At 40.3% G+C, this 17,460-nt stretch carries 18 protein-coding genes; 17 read left to right on the top strand and 1 reads right to left on the bottom strand.

Annotated elements, in window-relative coordinates; translation table 11 throughout:
- The first annotated feature begins 132 nt into the window (after nucleotides 1–132).
- Nucleotides 133–1,152 (top strand): stage II sporulation protein D, encoded by a 1,020-nt coding sequence (gene spoIID, locus NSU19_RS18660; RefSeq protein ID WP_063389007.1) that lies wholly within the window; start codon nucleotides 133–135, stop codon nucleotides 1,150–1,152.
- Between the two features lie 792 nt (nucleotides 1,153–1,944).
- Here spoIID and NSU19_RS18655 read toward each other — a convergent pair.
- Nucleotides 1,945–2,385, bottom strand: a complete 441-nt coding sequence (locus NSU19_RS18655; protein ID WP_339198000.1) for a VanZ family protein — start codon at nucleotides 2,383–2,385, stop codon at nucleotides 1,945–1,947.
- A gap of 134 nt (nucleotides 2,386–2,519) precedes the next feature.
- Here NSU19_RS18655 and NSU19_RS18650 point away from each other — a divergent pair, with 134 nt between their 5' ends.
- The 16 genes from NSU19_RS18650 to NSU19_RS18575 all read left to right on the top strand — a co-directional run bounded on the left by NSU19_RS18650 (nucleotide 2,520) and on the right by NSU19_RS18575 (nucleotide 17,361).
- Nucleotides 2,520–3,383 (top strand): M23 family metallopeptidase, encoded by an 864-nt coding sequence (locus NSU19_RS18650; RefSeq protein WP_339197998.1) that lies wholly within the window; start codon nucleotides 2,520–2,522, stop codon nucleotides 3,381–3,383.
- Nucleotides 3,384–3,649: 266 nt separating this feature from the next.
- Nucleotides 3,650–4,153: a GNAT family N-acetyltransferase gene (locus NSU19_RS18645; protein WP_063389004.1), complete on the top strand. Its 504-nt coding sequence runs from the start codon at nucleotides 3,650–3,652 to the stop codon at nucleotides 4,151–4,153.
- Between the two features lie 281 nt (nucleotides 4,154–4,434).
- On the top strand, nucleotides 4,435–4,851 hold the full coding sequence (tnpA, locus tag NSU19_RS18640; protein ID WP_094246129.1) for an IS200/IS605 family transposase: 417 nt from the start codon (nucleotides 4,435–4,437) through the stop codon (nucleotides 4,849–4,851).
- On the top strand, nucleotides 4,852–6,132 hold the full coding sequence (locus tag NSU19_RS18635; protein WP_094246128.1) for an RNA-guided endonuclease TnpB family protein: 1,281 nt from the start codon (nucleotides 4,852–4,854) through the stop codon (nucleotides 6,130–6,132).
- A 461-nt stretch (nucleotides 6,133–6,593) separates the two neighbouring features.
- The gene (gene pxpB, locus NSU19_RS18630) at nucleotides 6,594–7,328 is read left to right on the top strand and encodes a 5-oxoprolinase subunit PxpB (RefSeq protein ID WP_339197996.1); all 735 of its coding nucleotides are present in this window, start codon (nucleotides 6,594–6,596) and stop codon (nucleotides 7,326–7,328) included.
- Nucleotides 7,325–8,113, top strand: a complete 789-nt coding sequence (locus NSU19_RS18625) for a 5-oxoprolinase subunit PxpA (protein WP_339197994.1) — start codon at nucleotides 7,325–7,327, stop codon at nucleotides 8,111–8,113. Before pxpB ends, NSU19_RS18625 begins: the two co-directional genes overlap by 4 nt.
- Complete coding sequence (locus tag NSU19_RS18620) at nucleotides 8,091–9,050, top strand: biotin-dependent carboxyltransferase family protein (RefSeq protein ID WP_063389001.1); 960 nt, start codon at nucleotides 8,091–8,093, stop codon at nucleotides 9,048–9,050. The genes NSU19_RS18625 and NSU19_RS18620 overlap by 23 nt, the downstream gene beginning before the upstream one ends.
- Before the next feature lie 597 nt (nucleotides 9,051–9,647).
- Nucleotides 9,648–9,923, top strand: coding sequence for a sporulation transcriptional regulator SpoIIID (gene spoIIID / locus NSU19_RS18615; RefSeq protein WP_063388999.1), 276 nt, complete (start codon nucleotides 9,648–9,650; stop codon nucleotides 9,921–9,923).
- Nucleotides 9,924–10,067: 144 nt separating this feature from the next.
- On the top strand, nucleotides 10,068–11,069 hold the full coding sequence (locus tag NSU19_RS18610) for a rod shape-determining protein (protein WP_063388998.1): 1,002 nt from the start codon (nucleotides 10,068–10,070) through the stop codon (nucleotides 11,067–11,069).
- Between the two features lie 928 nt (nucleotides 11,070–11,997).
- Nucleotides 11,998–12,816 (top strand): flagellar hook-basal body protein, encoded by an 819-nt coding sequence (locus tag NSU19_RS18605; protein ID WP_339197992.1) that lies wholly within the window; start codon nucleotides 11,998–12,000, stop codon nucleotides 12,814–12,816.
- 16 nt (nucleotides 12,817–12,832) lie between these two features.
- A complete protein-coding gene (locus tag NSU19_RS18600) occupies nucleotides 12,833–13,663 on the top strand; it encodes a flagellar hook-basal body protein (RefSeq protein ID WP_066248024.1) in 831 nt (276 codons plus the stop codon).
- A 190-nt stretch (nucleotides 13,664–13,853) separates the two neighbouring features.
- The gene (locus NSU19_RS18595; protein WP_094244698.1) at nucleotides 13,854–14,120 is read left to right on the top strand and encodes a DNA-directed RNA polymerase subunit beta; all 267 of its coding nucleotides are present in this window, start codon (nucleotides 13,854–13,856) and stop codon (nucleotides 14,118–14,120) included.
- A gap of 199 nt (nucleotides 14,121–14,319) precedes the next feature.
- On the top strand, nucleotides 14,320–14,742 hold the full coding sequence (gene fabZ, locus NSU19_RS18590) for a 3-hydroxyacyl-ACP dehydratase FabZ (protein WP_144597821.1): 423 nt from the start codon (nucleotides 14,320–14,322) through the stop codon (nucleotides 14,740–14,742).
- 489 nt (nucleotides 14,743–15,231) lie between these two features.
- On the top strand, nucleotides 15,232–15,492 hold the full coding sequence (locus NSU19_RS18585; RefSeq protein WP_339197989.1) for a hypothetical protein: 261 nt from the start codon (nucleotides 15,232–15,234) through the stop codon (nucleotides 15,490–15,492).
- A 171-nt stretch (nucleotides 15,493–15,663) separates the two neighbouring features.
- On the top strand, nucleotides 15,664–16,080 hold the full coding sequence (gene tnpA, locus NSU19_RS18580; RefSeq protein WP_094246129.1) for an IS200/IS605 family transposase: 417 nt from the start codon (nucleotides 15,664–15,666) through the stop codon (nucleotides 16,078–16,080).
- Nucleotides 16,081–17,361: an RNA-guided endonuclease TnpB family protein gene (locus NSU19_RS18575; protein ID WP_094246128.1), complete on the top strand. Its 1,281-nt coding sequence runs from the start codon at nucleotides 16,081–16,083 to the stop codon at nucleotides 17,359–17,361.
- The last annotated feature ends 99 nt before the right edge of the window (nucleotides 17,362–17,460 follow it).

Below are 17,460 nucleotides of genomic sequence, written 5' to 3'. Positions count from 1 at the left end.
ATTTTTTTCATATTTTTTCGTTTTATACATAAAACTCCCCCTGCAAACAGCATCTCCGATTTCAGTCATAAAAGGTTGTCCTTCCCCATAAACTTTACTGAAGTCAGCGATAAAAGAAATGGGGGCTGTAATATGAAACGAGTGAAACCGTTCTTTCTTTTTTTTGCAGCAATATTTTTCATTATTTTGATGGTGCCAAGTTTGCTGGTAGCCCCGTTTGCCGAAAAGACGAAAGCTACGCTTGGCGAGGAACTAGCCGAGAAGAAAACAACGGATGTGCTACAAAAGGAATCAAAAGTTTCTGTACCAATTTATCGTTCCCAAGAAAAAAAAATTGATGAAGTTCCGCTTGAAGAATATGTGGTCGGTGTTGTCGCCGCCGAGATGCCCGCAGAATTTGAAAAAGAAGCGTTAAAGGCTCAAGCTTTAGCTGCTAGAACGTACATCGTGAAAGAGCTGTTTACGGGCCAAAATGTCGGCTCTCCCGAAGGAGCGGTAGTCACGGATACTGAGCTCCATCAAGTTTATAAAAATGAAGAAGAATTAAGGAGAATTTGGAAAAAAGATTTTGATTGGAAAATAAAAAAGATTAAAGAAGCTGTTGCCGAAACAAGAGGCCAAATTTTAACGTATGACGACAAGCCGATTGATGCTTCTTTTTTTTCAACGAGCAATGGATATACGGAAAATTCGGAGGCCATTTGGCCGAACGCCCTTCCTTATTTAAAAAGCGTGGAAAGCCCTTGGGATGAGAAATCGGAAAAATTTCTCGCTAGGGAGGTATTTACCGTTCAAGAGTTTGAACAAAAATTAGGGATTAAAATAGGGAAAGGCAATTCAATTGGAAAAATTATCGAAAGGACGCCAGGACACAGGGTCGCTCTAGTCGAAATTAACGGGAAAAAGTTTACTGGAAGGGAAATAAGAGAAAAGCTAGGTCTAAGGTCAACGGATTTTTCGTGGACATTGAAAGGCGACCAAATTATTGTTACGACAAAAGGATACGGACACGGAGTCGGCATGAGTCAGTACGGTGCCAATTTTATGGCGCAGGAAGGGAAAAATTATAAAGAGATTGTCTCACATTACTACCAGGGAATTGAAATTTCGCAAGCCAACCCGTTTTTATCAAAATATATGGCGAAAAAATAAAAAATCGGTGCGTTTTGTAAGAAAATCGGTAATCGGTTTTCTCACATTTGGTGCGCCCGGCATGTACATGAACTATAGGGTGTAAGTCCCGAACCCCGAAGACAGAAGTAGAGGTTAGCCAAGAGCAAGGGTGTCCGTGGTGACGCGGAATCTGAAGGAAGCTGGAGGCAAAACACCGGTCCGAGGAACACGAACCTCATATAAGGCTAGGTATGATTGAGTGAGTTTGCAAAACAAAACAAAGCTCTTTCTGTCGAAGGTCATATCGAGTAAATGAGGCGGATAGATGGTGTGAAAGTGCATGTACTTACCCGGGGAGGTCTGGCGGATAGGTGAAATGCGCTTCATAACCTACTTAGTGATAAGTAGCTGAACCGTCAGAAGTCAGCAGAGGTCATAGTATTAGTTGGTCTAGAACAACTAAGAAGGACCGAACAATTAAGAGAGAATAGCCCTTGGCATTCAGTGAGTCATGATGAACACAGAAAACGTAGTACCTCACTTGAGGGAGGAAGCGGTGAATCCCGTGGGAGACCTCTTGGAGGGTGGAGTGACCACTGGCATAAAGAGAACAGCTATTCACGGAAGTTATAAAGACTTGCGTCAATTATCTTAATTGAACCGCCGTATACGGAACCGTACGTACGGTGGTGTGAGAGGACGGGAGTTAATCGCTCCCTCCTACTCGATTTTCTTTAGGGGAACCGCTGATAGTGCCAGTAAGCTGCCAACTTCATTTCGAACTAAATGAAATATTGATCGATTCGATAAATTCTTTTTTAGATCCCAGCCTTAAAAGCGCTGGGATCTTTTTAATGCTGCTAATTTGCAAAAAAACGTTTTTAGCTTCGATTCGTCTTTTTGGAAATAAAAGATTTTGACGATATAGTAGGATGCGAAAACACCGATTGTATCCTTAATAAGATCAATGAATGTCGCAGATCTTGAGGGAACGAAATATTGATGAATTTCATCACACAGCCCGTAAAAAACAGCGATCATCGCTGAGGCGAAACTTAATTTTTCTGTAAGCTTTTCATGGACAGCGAAGGCGAAAATGAAAAGCCAATAAAGAATTCCGAACTCAATGAGATGAAGCGACTCTTTCAATAAATGGTCGAACGAAAACGGCGTTTTGACGAAAGTGTCAGCTGGATAGCTCGACAAGATCCAAATGACCGCCATATACATAATCGGTAAAATACTGATTACATATACCGCAAACTTCTTCATGATCCAAACTCCTTCAAATATTTTTCAACAATATGCATAGAAAAAAAGAAATGGCAAAAAATAAAAGAAAAAATTTTATTTTGATGTATAGATTCTCTCAAACTTGTTCACAATGGTTGCTGAGGTGATGAACAATGAGAGAGGAAGAAAAGAAACGTACTTCTCAAGGCTCGAAGTTCCAACAGTTTTTCAGAAAAAAATGGGTTTTTCCTGCTATTTATTTAGTCAGTGCAGCCGTTATTTTAACAGCCGTTTTATGGTATCAAGCAATCCGCAACAATGATGCAAACGATTTATCAACGGACGATGGTACAGACGTTTCCTATAATGAAGATCAATCGGTGGAAGTAAATCAATCCGTCGAAAACTTCAAAATGCCGGCCATCGATCCTGATGCTGTGAAGGTAGTAACAAACTTTTATGACTTTAATGCTTCAGAAAAAGAACAAGAAACGGCACTTGTCTTCCATAATAACACATACCATCCAAACCAAGGTATCGATATCGCATCAAATGATGGAAAAGCATTTGAAGTCATTGCATCTTTAAGCGGAACGGTTGCAAAAGCTGAAAAAGATTCTCTTTTAGGATATGTCGTAGAAATTGAACATGAAAACGGTGTAAAAACCATTTACCAATCGCTTGCCGATACGAAAGTACAGGTCGGCGACAAAGTTAAACAAGGAGAAATTATCGGACAAGCTGGGAAAAACCAATTCAATAAAGACGCTGGCGTCCATGTTCACTTTGAGATCCGCAAAGACGGTAAAGCCTACAATCCATTAAACTACATGGACGAGCCGTTAACAAGTTTAACTGAAAAATCTGTTGAAGAGCCTTCTGACGGGGCAGCACAAAAAGAAGAAAATAAAGATGGAGAGGAAGCTACTTCAGACGAAACAGCCCCATCAGATGAAACTCAGCCTGATGAAGAACAATCTCAGTCAAAGGAAAATTCAGAACAAGAAAAATCTGATAATTCTACAACTAAACCTTAACCAATACAATCCTACTCAAACGAGTAGGTTTTTTTTTGTCTAAATCATATCTGGTAAAAATTAAATGAGCATAGGCTGCTGAATTTTTCATAAAGAACAGACCAAAAAATTTTTCATAAACGGTACAAGAAACAACGTACGGTAAGGTGCAAGCGAGAAAGCAGGCTTGCCGAAGCATTTTTTCAAAACATAATGTGAAGCGATCGAAAATTCACTTTATTCCATATATAATAGAATCAATCTAAGCAAGAGAAAGGAAGAAGCACGTGGAAAATATTCTTTTTCGAGATGCAACGATACATGACTTGCCTAAAATCGTCTCGATCTACAATTCAACGATCCCAAGCCGGATGGTGACAGCTGATACTGAACCTATTTCAGTGGAAGACCGCATACAGTGGTTTCATGAGCACAATCCAAAAACGAGACCGTTGTGGATGATCGAACAGGATGGAAACGTAGCTGGCTGGCTCAGCTTTCAATCCTTTTATGGAAGGCCTGCTTATAACGGAACTGCGGAAATTAGCATTTACATTGATGAACAGTACCGGGGAAAACAAATCGGCGATTTTGCCTTGAAGACCGCTATAGAAAAGGCTCCAAGCCTCCAAATAAAAAATTTGCTTGGCTTTATTTTCAAGCACAACATCCCGAGCTTAAAGCTGTTTTACAAAAATGGATTCCGAGATTGGGGGCACTTTCCCCGTGTGGCGGTACTGGACGGTGTTGAGCGAGATTTAGTGATAGTGGGGAAACGTGTAGCCGATTGAATCTCGTCTATCCGCCACCAGTAAGCATCCGCATGCATGATAGTGGGGAAACGTGTAGCCGATTGAACGTATTAACAGTGTCTCCGCTCGCAATATAGTATTTTAGTTTCTTTTTCATTCGCCAGTTGAGAAAAAAGCGTCTTTTTAGGATAGACAAGCGAGAATCCTCCCCTTTTTAAAGGGGAGATGAATCGCTTTTTTTATATTTTATAAAGACTATATGTGGTTTATTAAAGATTGAAATAATTGGTTTTTTTGTATATTTTTGATATACTATATGTATGAAGAAAACAAATTTAATTCACGCAAGAACTTGTGTTTATAATGTCAATTATCATATTGTATGGTCTGTGAAATATCGAAAGAAGGTTTTGACACAAGAGGTTGAGTTATATCTCAAGAAAATTTTTAAAGAGATTGCAGAAGAAAAAGGTTTTCTGTTGCAGATGGTAGAGGTGGGTGAACAAGATCATATTCATGTATTTGTATCAGCTCATCCAAAAATAGCACCTTCTTATATTGTCAAAATGTTAAAAGGGATTTCAGGGAGAAAAATTTTTCTGCAATTTCCTGAAATCAAACAAAAATTATGGAAAGGAGTATTATGGAACTCTAGTTATTATATTGAAACCGTTGGCTCTATTAGTGAGGATGTCATAAAACGCTATATTGCTAACCAAAAGAAAGGTGGTGACTAAATGAAAAAGGTATCGTATTTCACCTATAAAGCGAATCGAACCAATCAAATCATCTTATATCACTTGTGTTATGCCAGTCGTAAGTTATGGAATGTGGGGAACTATGAAAAACGGAATTGGTCGAAAGAACAAGGTGTACCGTTCCCGAATTGGTATGAACAGAAAAAACGATTAAAAACACATTTTTGGTATAAACAATTACCTGCTCAATCAGCACAAGAGGTCTTAAAAGTCTTGCAAGAAGCGTGGGTGTCTTTTTTCAAACTAAAGGAAAGCAATGGAATAGATAATCCACAACCACCACGATTCAAACATCAAAACTTTAATGTCCGTTTTCTAAATAACAGTTTCAAATTGGTGGAGAACAATACCAAAATTCGTTTACCCATTCCAAAGGCTCAAAAAGCCTTTTTAAAAGAAACGTATGGATTGGAAGAAAGTTATCTTTATATCCCGATTCCGAAACATATCGAAATCGAAAAGATAAAACTGATTGAAGTGAAACCCATCAGTCGAAAAGAATATACGATTTATCTGATTCAAGAATACAAAGATGTACCATTGAAACAAAAGAATAGCACGAAATTTTTATCGATTGACTTAGGGATTGCCAATGCGATGACTTGTTATGATTATCAAGGAAAAGCACACATCATTTCAGGAAGGCAATGGCTATCCGTTGAACGCTACTTTCATAAACAAATCGCCCATTTTCAAGCGATTGGTTTCGCTCAACAATGTGCTAAAGGAATACAATACCCAAAACCTTCCAGACGTGTGTTACAACTTTATCAAAAGAAAAGAAAACAAGTGCATCACATGTTGCATTGTATGACAAGAAAAGTGATTGATATTGCTCTGCAACAAGGAGTCGAAACGATTGTGATTGGTGACATTACAGGTATACGAGAACAAGCGAAATTCAACAAGAAAACGAATCAAAAATTGCATGGTTTTCCGTATGCGAAAATCATTCAAATGATACGGTATAAAGCGCAGGAGCAAGGAATAGATGTTCGTTTATTAACCGAAGAATACACCTCTCAAGCATGTTCAGTATGCCAAATGTTCCCTTGTGAAGAAAACGCAAAGCCGAGTAATCGGATTCATCGAGGGTTATATGTATGTAACGACTGTCATACAACCATCAATGCGGATGTGAATGGTGCTATCAATATCAGCAAAAAGTATCTGAAAGAGATTAAGGCTTTATCTCAATCAGTAGTGGTGTTGGACACGCCGACTGTGTATACGTTTAACGGACAACAGTTCGTTGCGTAGAACAGGAAGCTCGTCATTTCAATGACGAGTAGTTCACAACATGATTGTTCGACTGTTTAAATTTGTTTGAATCTATAGACTGATGTTGAGTTTTCCTGCGGAAAATTGTTCGTTGCATGATTATGGGCGATCCTGTTTTTCTGGCAGTTTGTGCAGCGAAAGAATTCAATCAGATCTGCCATCTGCGAGTATGTATATTTTAATTGCGTACCAGAGTATTAAATAAATTTTTGCTTCCATTGAGTGATCGGGGCTTTTTTATGTCGATTTCTTTTTGATACGAACGCTTCGATTAACGGTTTATGTGGACTGGAAAACTTGCTTAACAGCAGCAATCCACCAGTGCTGAAAAAAACATCCGCAGCAGTCGTTTTGGCCGGATTGACAAGCTTTACACAGAAGCTGCAAAAATAAGTGTTTTGCTGCGTAAAAGCACTTTTTCAAAAGGAGGGTGGAAAACGGTGGAATTTTTGATTCAACCGCTTGGTGATACAGGAATCATCATTCAATTCGGCACGGAGATTTCCGAAGCAATTTATCAACAAATCCGCCAATATGTATATCGGCTGGAACAAATCCGCATTGAAGGAATAGTCGAATGGGTTCCTGCTTACACCACCCTTGCTGTTTTTTATCGACCAAATATTATTTCGTACGATGAACTTTCTCAAAAGCTTTTAAAAATTGGAGAAAAGATAGAAAGCATGCCAGTGCCGGATCCAATAGTCATTGAAATTCCGACATTATATGGCAAGGAGGCAGGACCAGATATTCAGTTTGTTGCTGAAACGAATGGATTGTCGGAAGAAGAAGTAGTGAAGATTCATTCATCCTCCGATTATTTGATTTATATGATTGGGTTTGTTCCAGGTTTTCCATATTTAGGCGGAATGGACAAAAGAATTGCGGCGCCGAGGAAAAAGACACCCAGATCTAGAATTCCTGCCGGTTCAATCGGAATTGCCGGGGAGCAAACAGGGATTTATCCTTTGGAAACACCGGGAGGCTGGCAAATCATCGGGAGAACGCCTGTCAAATTGTATGATCCGCAGAAACAAGATCCAACATTGCTAAAAGCCGGCGATTACATCCGATTTGTCCCCATTACGGAAAGAGAATATGAAAAAATTGAACAGCAGGTGCAAAAGGGTTCATATAAAGTGGTCAAATATAAAAAGGAGGCGGCAGAAACATGATATCTGTTGACTTAAACAGCGATTTAGGGGAAAGCTTCGGCCATTTTAAAATTGGCAATGATGAAGAACTGCTTCGCTGTATTTCTTCAGCCAACATTGCTTGTGGATTTCATGCCGGCGACCATAATGTCATGATGCGGACGGTAGAGCTTGCGAAAAAGTTTGATGTGGCGATAGGCGCTCATCCAGGGTTGAACGATTTAGCCGGATTCGGACGAAGGGAATTGAAAGTATCCCCTGAGGAAGTCTACAATATGGTCGTTTATCAAATTGGAGCTTTGCAGGCTGTGGCGGCATCAAAAGGGATGAAGCTGAACCATGTGAAGCCCCACGGTGCTCTATACAATATGGCTGAAAAAGACAAGGCGTTAGCGGAGGCGATTGCTCAAGCAGTAAAAGATGTTGACGAGTCGCTTATACTATATGGACTCTCAGGAGGCGTCCTTTGCCGTGCGGGGGAAAAGATCGGGCTTACGGTCGCGCATGAAGTCTTTGCCGACAGAACGTATCAGCCTGACGGAACATTAACTTCAAGATCAGAAAAAAATGCAATCATACACGATCCAGAGGAAGCGGTAGAAAGAGTTCTCCGTATGGTGAAGGAGGGAAAAGTAGCGGCAATCAACGGGCAAGACATCCCCATTCAAGCTGATACAATCTGCATCCATGGCGACGGTCCGAAGGCATTAGCATTCGCTGAAGTTTTAAAAAGCAGACTGGAAGAAGAAAATATTCGTATTGTCAATCCGGGAGCGAAAAAAGATGAAAGAAATATTGTTAGTTGAAAAGCCTGGTTTGTTAACGACTGTTCAAGATTTAGGAAGAACGGGCTATCAGCAATACGGAGTTGTTGTTGCCGGCGCTATGGATTCGTTTTCCATGCAAATCGCAAATCTTTTAGTCGGCAACCGAAAAGATGAAGCGGTGCTGGAAGCAACAATCGCAGGTCCTTCCTTAAGGGCCGTCCGTGATATTGTGATTGCGATATGCGGAGGCGATCTAGCGGCAAAAATCAATGGGAAAGACGCTCCGTTATGGAAAAGCGTGCTGCTGAAAAAGGGAGATCAACTTTCTTTTACCGGTTTAAAAAGCGGAGCGAGAGCCTATATCGCAATCGCAGGCGGAATTAACGTCCCTAAGGTCATGGGGAGCAAATCAACGTACTTAAAAGCGGGAATAGGAGGATTAAATGGAAGAGCCCTTCAAAAAGGGGATGTAATCATGGGTTCAGATGCTGTAAAAACAAGCACGATTGGCCGAATGTTATCCCCTTCCCTTATCCCGAAATACGAAAAGCACATGACCATTCGCATTGTCCCGGGTCCACATGAAGAGGCGTTTACAAAAGAAGGAATCGATACTTTCTTTTCTTCTGTATATGAAGTCACACCGCAATCGGACAGAATGGGCTATCGGCTGAAAGGGCCGAAAATTTCTCATAGAAAGCCTGCCGACATTTTGTCGGAAGCTGCTCCCCTTGGCGGAATTCAAATACCTGCTGACGGACAGCCGATCATTTTAATGGCTGATCGGCAAACAACGGGCGGATATACGAGAATCGGAACAGTCATTACAGTGGATTTGATGTACGTTGCTCAAGCGGTGCCAGGGGCAAAGATTCGCTTTCAGCCGGTTTCCGTTCAAGAGGCTCAAAAGCTTTATTTTGAGCAGATGCGCATCATGCGCCAAATATCAGTCGGAGCTGGCATATATGATGAATAAACGAAAGTTTGGAAAGTGAACATATATGATCATTGAACGAAATTTTATTAAATAGACCCGATAAGGTCTGAACAATTTCGGTATCTGCGCTAATAAAAGCCTGAACAAGTCAAATATTTTAGGAACATAAAAAAGCAAGAGAGAACTTGTCCACATTGCCGAAGAGCTCATCAAAAATGTTTTTCTGTTTTGTCATAAGAATCAAACCATTCTCCATTTCTCGACATCTGTTCCAAAAAGGAGCAGATGTTTTCTTTTTTTCACTGGAATTATACATATTTCCCGGAAAATGATTAGTGTATATCGTCGAAAAACTAATCAATGAAAAGTGTCGAAACATGCCCTCGACTTTAAGTGGAAAATAAATTTTCATAAATCCCTTGTCCTTCTTGACTTTTCAAGAATATATCTTCACCCAAGCTAATAAAATGTTACAAACCTAACAAGAGAGTGTTTGAGGTGAGGGATCGTGGAGATAGATGATCAATACAGCAAAAATGGCAACTTTAGATTCTACATCATGTATATAGCTGTATACACTGTGCATGCGAATCTCATTTCACACTTCTCACATCCACATTAGGGAGGTCGAGTGGTGTGCACGATTACATCAAAGAACGCACAATCAAGATTGGAAAGTATATCGTGGAGACGAAAAAAACTGTTCGTGTAATCGCGAAAGAGTTTGGCGTTTCCAAGAGTACCGTCCATAAAGATTTAACGGAAAGGCTGCCGGAGATAAATCCTGATTTAGCAAACGAAGTAAAGAAAATACTAGATTATCATAAATCGATTCGCCATCTTCGTGGCGGAGAAGCAACAAAATTAAAATATAAAAAAGAAGAACAGCAAAAAGAACCGATAAAACGATGATGATTCTCGACGCCAACCGACAAAACTCTCCGAAAATCTTGTCTTTTTTTACAAAATCATACTTTTTATGCAATTATATGATACAATAAGAAATTAGGATATTAGTTGGAGAGATGATGATTGGCAAGGGAGGATCATAGTAATATGTTTTCAAAAGATGTAGGAATCGACCTAGGAACAGCAAATGTGCTGATTCATGTAAAGGGCAGAGGCATTGTGTTAAATGAGCCTTCTGTTGTGGCACTTGACCGCAACAACGGAAAGGTGTTAGCGGTTGGCGAGGAAGCGAGACGTATGGTTGGCCGTACACCTGGCAATATTGTTGCCATACGCCCGCTGAAGGATGGTGTCATCGCAGATTTTGATATTACAGAAACAATGCTCAAACATTTTTTGAATAAGTTAAATGTCAAAGGCATTATATCAAAGCCGCGGATTTTAATTTGCTGCCCGACAAACATTACTTCAGTGGAGCGGAAAGCGATCCGAGAGGCAGCTGAAAAATGCGGCGGCAAGCAAGTCTTTTTAGAGGAAGAACCAAAAGTAGCTGCAATTGGCGCTGGGATGGAGATTTTCCAGCCGAGTGGAAACATGGTGGTGGATATTGGCGGCGGGACGACGGACATAGCTGTACTATCCATGGGTGATATCGTTACCGCCTCGTCCTTGAAAGTGGCTGGAGACAAATTTGATCTTGAAATTTTAAATTATATTAAACGGGAGTATAAGCTTCTGATCGGTGAACGAACTGCAGAAGATATTAAAGTGAAAGCGGCAACAGTATTTCCAGGTGCACGCGACGAAGAAATCGATATTCGGGGTCGTGATATGGTCACAGGACTGCCTCGGACGATCACTATTAGGTCGAAAGAAATCGAGCAAGCATTAAAAGAACCTGTCGAAGCCATTATTCAAGCAGCCAAAAATGTGTTGGAGCGCACACCTCCTGAGCTGTCTGCAGACATCATTGACCGCGGTGTTATTTTAACAGGCGGCGGAGCACTCCTGCATGGGCTTGATCTGCTCTTGTCTGAAGAGCTGAAGGTTCCGGTTACCATAGCGGATGATCCGCTGCACTGCGTTGCTGTCGGAACAGGAATCATGCTTGAAAACATGGACAAACTGCCAAAAAGAAAGTTTATATAACAAAATCGTAGCAATAAGTTTTTTAGAAATCGGCTTTTACGCCGATTTTTTTACTTGTGCGCCCGGCATGGGTGTAATCTATAGGGTGAAAGTCCCGAGCTGCGAAGGCAGAAGTAGCAGTTAGCTTAACGCAAGGGTGTCCGTGGTGACGCGGAATCTGAAGGAAGCGAGCGGCAAACTTCCGGTCTGAGGAACACGAACTTCATATGAGGCTAGGTATCACTGGGTGAGTTTGCAAGACAAAACAAAGCCCTTTCTGCCGAAGGTGATACAGAGTAAATGAAGCAGATGGATGGAAGGAAAGATTACACTCTTACCCGGGGAGGTCTGGCTGGCACGCCAAGTAACCTTGGTAACCTATCTAGTGATAGATAGCTGAACCGTCAGAAGTCAGCAGAGGTCATAGTATTAGTTGGTCTAGAACAACTAAGAAGGACCGAACAATTAAGAGAGAATAGCCCTTGGCATTCAGTGAGTCATGATGAACACAGAAAACGTAGTACCTCACTTGAGGGAGGAAGCGGTGAATCCCGTGGGAGATCTCTTGGAGGGTGGAGTGACCACTGGCATAAAGAGAACAGCTATTCACGGAAGTTATAAAGACTTGCGTCAATTATCTTAATTGAACCGCCGTATACGGAACCGTACGTACGGTGGTGTGAGAGGACGGGAGTTAATCGCTCCCTCCTACTCGATTCAAATCTGAAAGACCAATCCTGCTTTTACATACCCATTCAGCTCCCAACATCCAAATGATATTTTTCTTTATGAACAGTTTGGAAAGGAGACGGAAGATAATAGACCTATCAGAAAATTGTGATCTTTTACCTATAAGATAATAAAAAAATTGTAATGAGAATCATCGAAAAGTCCTTTATAATATAAAATTAGGAGAACATGTCGGATTTGTTGGATGGGGTGAAAAATCATGCTTCGAGGATTCTATACAGCTGCAGCAGGAATGCTCACACAGCAGCGCCATGCGGAAATGCTTTCAAACAATATAGCCAACGCTAACACGCCGGGATATAAATCTGACCGGGCTGCAATACGGGCTTTTCCGGAAATGCTTTTGTCAAGAATTGAAACAAAAAACGGTGTGACAAATATTTCGGAAGTTGGATCTGTCAATACAGGCGTTTATATGCAAGAATTGATTCCACTATTTACCCAAGGGGATATCCGTGCAACTGATTTGCCGACTGATGTAGCTTTAGTGGAAGAAGCGGTTCCAATTCATGAAGAAACGAATTTAAAAGGCACTCTCTTTTTTGCTGTTGAAACGGGAAATGGTGAAGTGAAATATACGAGAAACGGCCACTTTACGATTGATGAGCAAGGCCGCCTGACAATGGCAGGAAACCCTGTCCTGTCTGTAACCGGAACGCCGATTATTATTGAAGGAAACGATTTTACTATTACGCCTGAAGGAGAAGTTCTGGAAAACGGACAATACACAGGTCAAACGATCGACATTCGGTTTGAAGATGATGTCCGCAATCTTGTCAATGAAGGGAACGGCTTGTTTCGAACGGCTGACGGAACAGAGCTGCCAAGTGCAATTGGCAACGGCAATGTGCAATATGTGCTGCGCCAAGGATATATTGAACGTTCCAACGTTGATGTTGCAAGGGCTTATACGGGTATGCTGACAGCCTATCGTTCTTTTGAAGCAAATCAGAAGGTGCTGCAAGCATATGACAGAAGTATGGACAAAGCAGTCAATGAAATCGGCCGCATCGGCTGACAAAGAGGTGTTGTAAATGCTCCGCTCAATGATTACAGCGACTAATACGATGAATCAGTTACAGCAGCAATTGGATGCAATCGGTCATAACTTAGCGAATATCGATACAAACGGTTATAAAAAAACGAGCACAACCTTTCACGAATTGATGAGACAAGAGCTGAACAATCAGCCGGATCTTCAAAAAGAAACAGGCAGATTGACTGATTACGGCCTTCGTCTTGGCGTCGGCGCCAGACTGGATAAACAGCTTGTCTTTCATCAAGGCGCTATTAAAACGACAGGCAGAGAGCTAGATGTTGCGCTTTTACACAAGGATCAGTTTTTACAAGTGGAAGTAGACGGCGAGGTCCGGTATACAAGAGACGGTGCTCTTTATTTATCTCCTGCAAACGATGGTACGAACCGCCTTATGCTTGTGACGAAAGACGGCTACCGAGTGCTTGATGAAAATCAAAACCCGATTTACTTGGACGGAGATATTCGAGATATTGTCATTTCTGCAAACGGGACGCTTACAGCAGCGCCACGGAATGAAGGAGAGCTACCGCAAACGGTTAATCTTGGAGTTGTCAGAGTAGATCGTCCGAGCATGATGATTTCACTCGGCAATAATATATACGGCTTGCAGCAATTAGGAAACGTGCCCATCACAGATGTGCTGACGAATTTGGAAGGGGATTTGCGGACGGAAATCGGCATGCGGCAAGGGGCTCTGGAAAGCTCAAATGTCGACCTGACTCAAGAAATTACAGACTTAATGATCGCACAACGCTCCTACCAACTAAATGCTCGGTCAATCACGATCGGCGATCAAATGCTTGGACTAATCAACACGGTGAGGTAATAGAGCGATTTCTGCAATTGTGTTGAACAGTTGAAAATCGGCAAAAATTCAATTTAACAAGTTTTACCTCTAGCCTTAAACGGGGTAGTTCACCGTGAATATAGAAATAGGTCTTTTTGATCTTTGACCTTAAAAGAAGCTGCTGTATCAGCTTTTTAAAACTTGTTATTTTTTTAAGGGAGTTTTTATGATGGCTGCTCAGGAAAAAGTTGATATTTTAACAAGGGAAGAACGGAAAAAAGCGAAAAAAGAGGACGGAGTCAAGAGAAAAACGCGCACACGAGTCCGGCTTATTCCAATTTGGCTTCGTCTCATTTTACTTGTTTTTGGAATGGTCATCAGCATGGCCATCGGTGCGATAATCGGATATGGAGTGTTGGGGGACGGACGTCCACTAGATGCACTTAAACCGTCTACATGGCAGCACATCATAGATCTTGTTGAAAAGGACGCGTAATTCTAATATACTTGATGAAAGGCTGGGGGAATTTTCCTCCTTGTTAAGATCTTCTGCAAGACTGGTTCTAAGAAACGAGCTGATGCATTGCTCACATGCCGGAGATCGGGAGACGAAAAAATGGGGCATAAATCGTTTATTAGAGCCATAAAAAGCTGCGGAAACAGACTATCGTTTTAATCCTTAAGGAGGCATCTTCATGTTGGATATTCAGCAAATAAAAGAGATCATACCACATCGATATCCGTTTTTGCTAGTCGATCGAGTTGTTGAATTAGAGGAAGGCAAGCGGGCGGTCGGCATCAAAAATGTCACAATTAATGAACCGTTTTTTAACGGACATTATCCGGATTATCCGGTTATGCCAGGCGTTTTGATCGTTGAAGCACTGGCTCAAGTAGGCGGAGTTGCCATGATGAAAAAAGAAGAATATAAAGGGAAGCTCCCTCTTTTTGCTGGCATTGATAAATGCCGTTTTAAAAGACAAGTACGCCCCGGGGACCAACTAAAACTGGAAGTGGAAATGATCGTACAGCGGGGTCCGATCGGAAAAGCAAAAGGAATTGCAAAGGTTGATGACGAAATCGCTTGTGAAGCTGAATTAACGTTTGCTGTGAAATAAACGGGTGCCTTATAATGGCATCTGTTTTTTATTAAAAAGCAAATTAGACAGCCGCTTTTTTCAAAAATTTTCAAGGAGGCTGTTGTATTGACCTCGTTTTGAATGTACTTGCATCTTAAAAGATCTTCTTTCTGTATTCTCTCCCAAAATTTTCGATGTGCTCCAGTACGGCGTATTCATCTCTATATCTTCATTTTTTATTTCTTCTGATGTTGAAAATATGGCTTTCGTTTGTTTTTTCCCCGATTATGAGCCCTTCTAAAGTGTTTTCTCTTCTTTTTTACATTTGGATATGAAAATGTTGGATTGCAAAAGTTTATTTTCGAAATCGTTCCTTTTACGAATATTCCTTCTTATCCTTTCTTCAATCTATGTCATCATATACTGAAGGTTGAAAAATTCAATCAGTGTTTTAGAAAAATTTGTTGAATGTGTTAAAAATACTTGGGCATGTTAAGAACGTATGAACAATAAGAAAGGAGCAATCATATGAAAAAGAAATGGATGTTCATGTTGATTAGCATGCTAATGGCGTTGATGGTGGTGACAGGGTGCAATACGAATGATGAGGTCCCTCCGGACAATAATGACGATACAGAAGAAAATCTAGGTCCAACAGATGAAGACAATAACGGGAATACATTAGATGAAGAATTGCCACCAGATGATGAAGAAGGCGCCGATAACAATCAAGATGATACTGCTAACGATAATAACGACGAAAACAACGAAGAACAAGAAAATCAATAATTAAAGAAGGCCGTCTGTGCCTTCTATTTTATTTTTAGGATAGACAAGCGAGAATCCTCCCCTTTTTAAAGGGGAGATGAATCGCTTTTTTTATATTTTATAAAGACTATATGTGGTTTATTAAAGATTGAAATAATTGGTTTTTTTGTATATTTTTGATATACTATATGTATGAAGAAAACAAATTTAATTCACGCAAGAACTTGTGTTTATAATGTCAATTATCATATTGTATGGTCTGTGAAATATCGAAAGAAGGTTTTGACACAAGAGGTTGAGTTATATCTCAAGAAAATTTTTAAAGAGATTGCAGAAGAAAAAGGTTTTCTGTTGCAGATGGTAGAGGTGGGTGAACAAGATCATATTCATGTATTTGTATCAGCTCATCCAAAAATAGCACCTTCTTATATTGTCAAAATGTTAAAAGGGATTTCAGGGAGAAAAATTTTTCTGCAATTTCCTGAAATCAAACAAAAATTATGGAAAGGAGTATTATGGAACTCTAGTTATTATATTGAAACCGTTGGCTCTATTAGTGAGGATGTCATAAAACGCTATATTGCTAACCAAAAGAAAGGTGGTGACTAAATGAAAAAGGTATCGTATTTCACCTATAAAGCGAATCGAACCAATCAAATCATCTTATATCACTTGTGTTATGCCAGTCGTAAGTTATGGAATGTGGGGAACTATGAAAAACGGAATTGGTCGAAAGAACAAGGTGTACCGTTCCCGAATTGGTATGAACAGAAAAAACGATTAAAAACACATTTTTGGTATAAACAATTACCTGCTCAATCAGCACAAGAGGTCTTAAAAGTCTTGCAAGAAGCGTGGGTGTCTTTTTTCAAACTAAAGGAAAGCAATGGAATAGATAATCCACAACCACCACGATTCAAACATCAAAACTTTAATGTCCGTTTTCTAAATAACAGTTTCAAATTGGTGGAGAACAATACCAAAATTCGTTTACCCATTCCAAAGGCTCAAAAAGCCTTTTTAAAAGAAACGTATGGATTGGAAGAAAGTTATCTTTATATCCCGATTCCGAAACATATCGAAATCGAAAAGATAAAACTGATTGAAGTGAAACCCATCAGTCGAAAAGAATATACGATTTATCTGATTCAAGAATACAAAGATGTACCATTGAAACAAAAGAATAGCACGAAATTTTTATCGATTGACTTAGGGATTGCCAATGCGATGACTTGTTATGATTATCAAGGAAAAGCACACATCATTTCAGGAAGGCAATGGCTATCCGTTGAACGCTACTTTCATAAACAAATCGCCCATTTTCAAGCGATTGGTTTCGCTCAACAATGTGCTAAAGGAATACAATACCCGAAACCTTCCAGACGTGTGTTACAACTTTATCAAAAGAAAAGAAAACAAGTGCATCACATGTTGCATTGTATGACAAGAAAAGTGATTGATATTGCTCTGCAACAAGGAGTCGAAACGATTGTGATTGGTGACATTACAGGTATACGAGAACAAGCGAAATTCAACAAGAAAACGAATCAAAAATTGCATGGTTTTCCGTATGCGAAAATCATTCAAATGATACGGTATAAAGCGCAGGAGCAAGGAATAGATGTTCGTTTATTAACCGAAGAATACACCTCTCAAGCATGTTCAGTATGCCAAATGTTCCCTTGTGAAGAAAACGCAAAGCCGAGTAATCGGATTCATCGAGGGTTATATGTATGTAACGACTGTCATACAACCATCAATGCGGATGTGAATGGTGCTATCAATATCAGCAAAAAGTATCTGAAAGAGATTAAGGCTTTATCTCAATCAGTAGTGGTGTTGGACACGCCGACTGTGTATACGTTTAACGGACAACAGTTCGTTGCGTAGAACAGGAAGCTCGTCATTTCAATGACGAGTAGTTCACGAGTTAAATGAGGTGTCTCATAACTGATTTAAGTTAAAATTGATTAGATGTGGAGCATCTGC

This window comes from Aeribacillus sp. FSL k6-2211, from assembly GCF_037966125.1.
GTDB classification, from domain to species: domain Bacteria; phylum Bacillota; class Bacilli; order Bacillales; family Aeribacillaceae; genus Aeribacillus; species Aeribacillus composti.
This window is presented reverse-complemented; position numbering and strand designations above follow the sequence as displayed.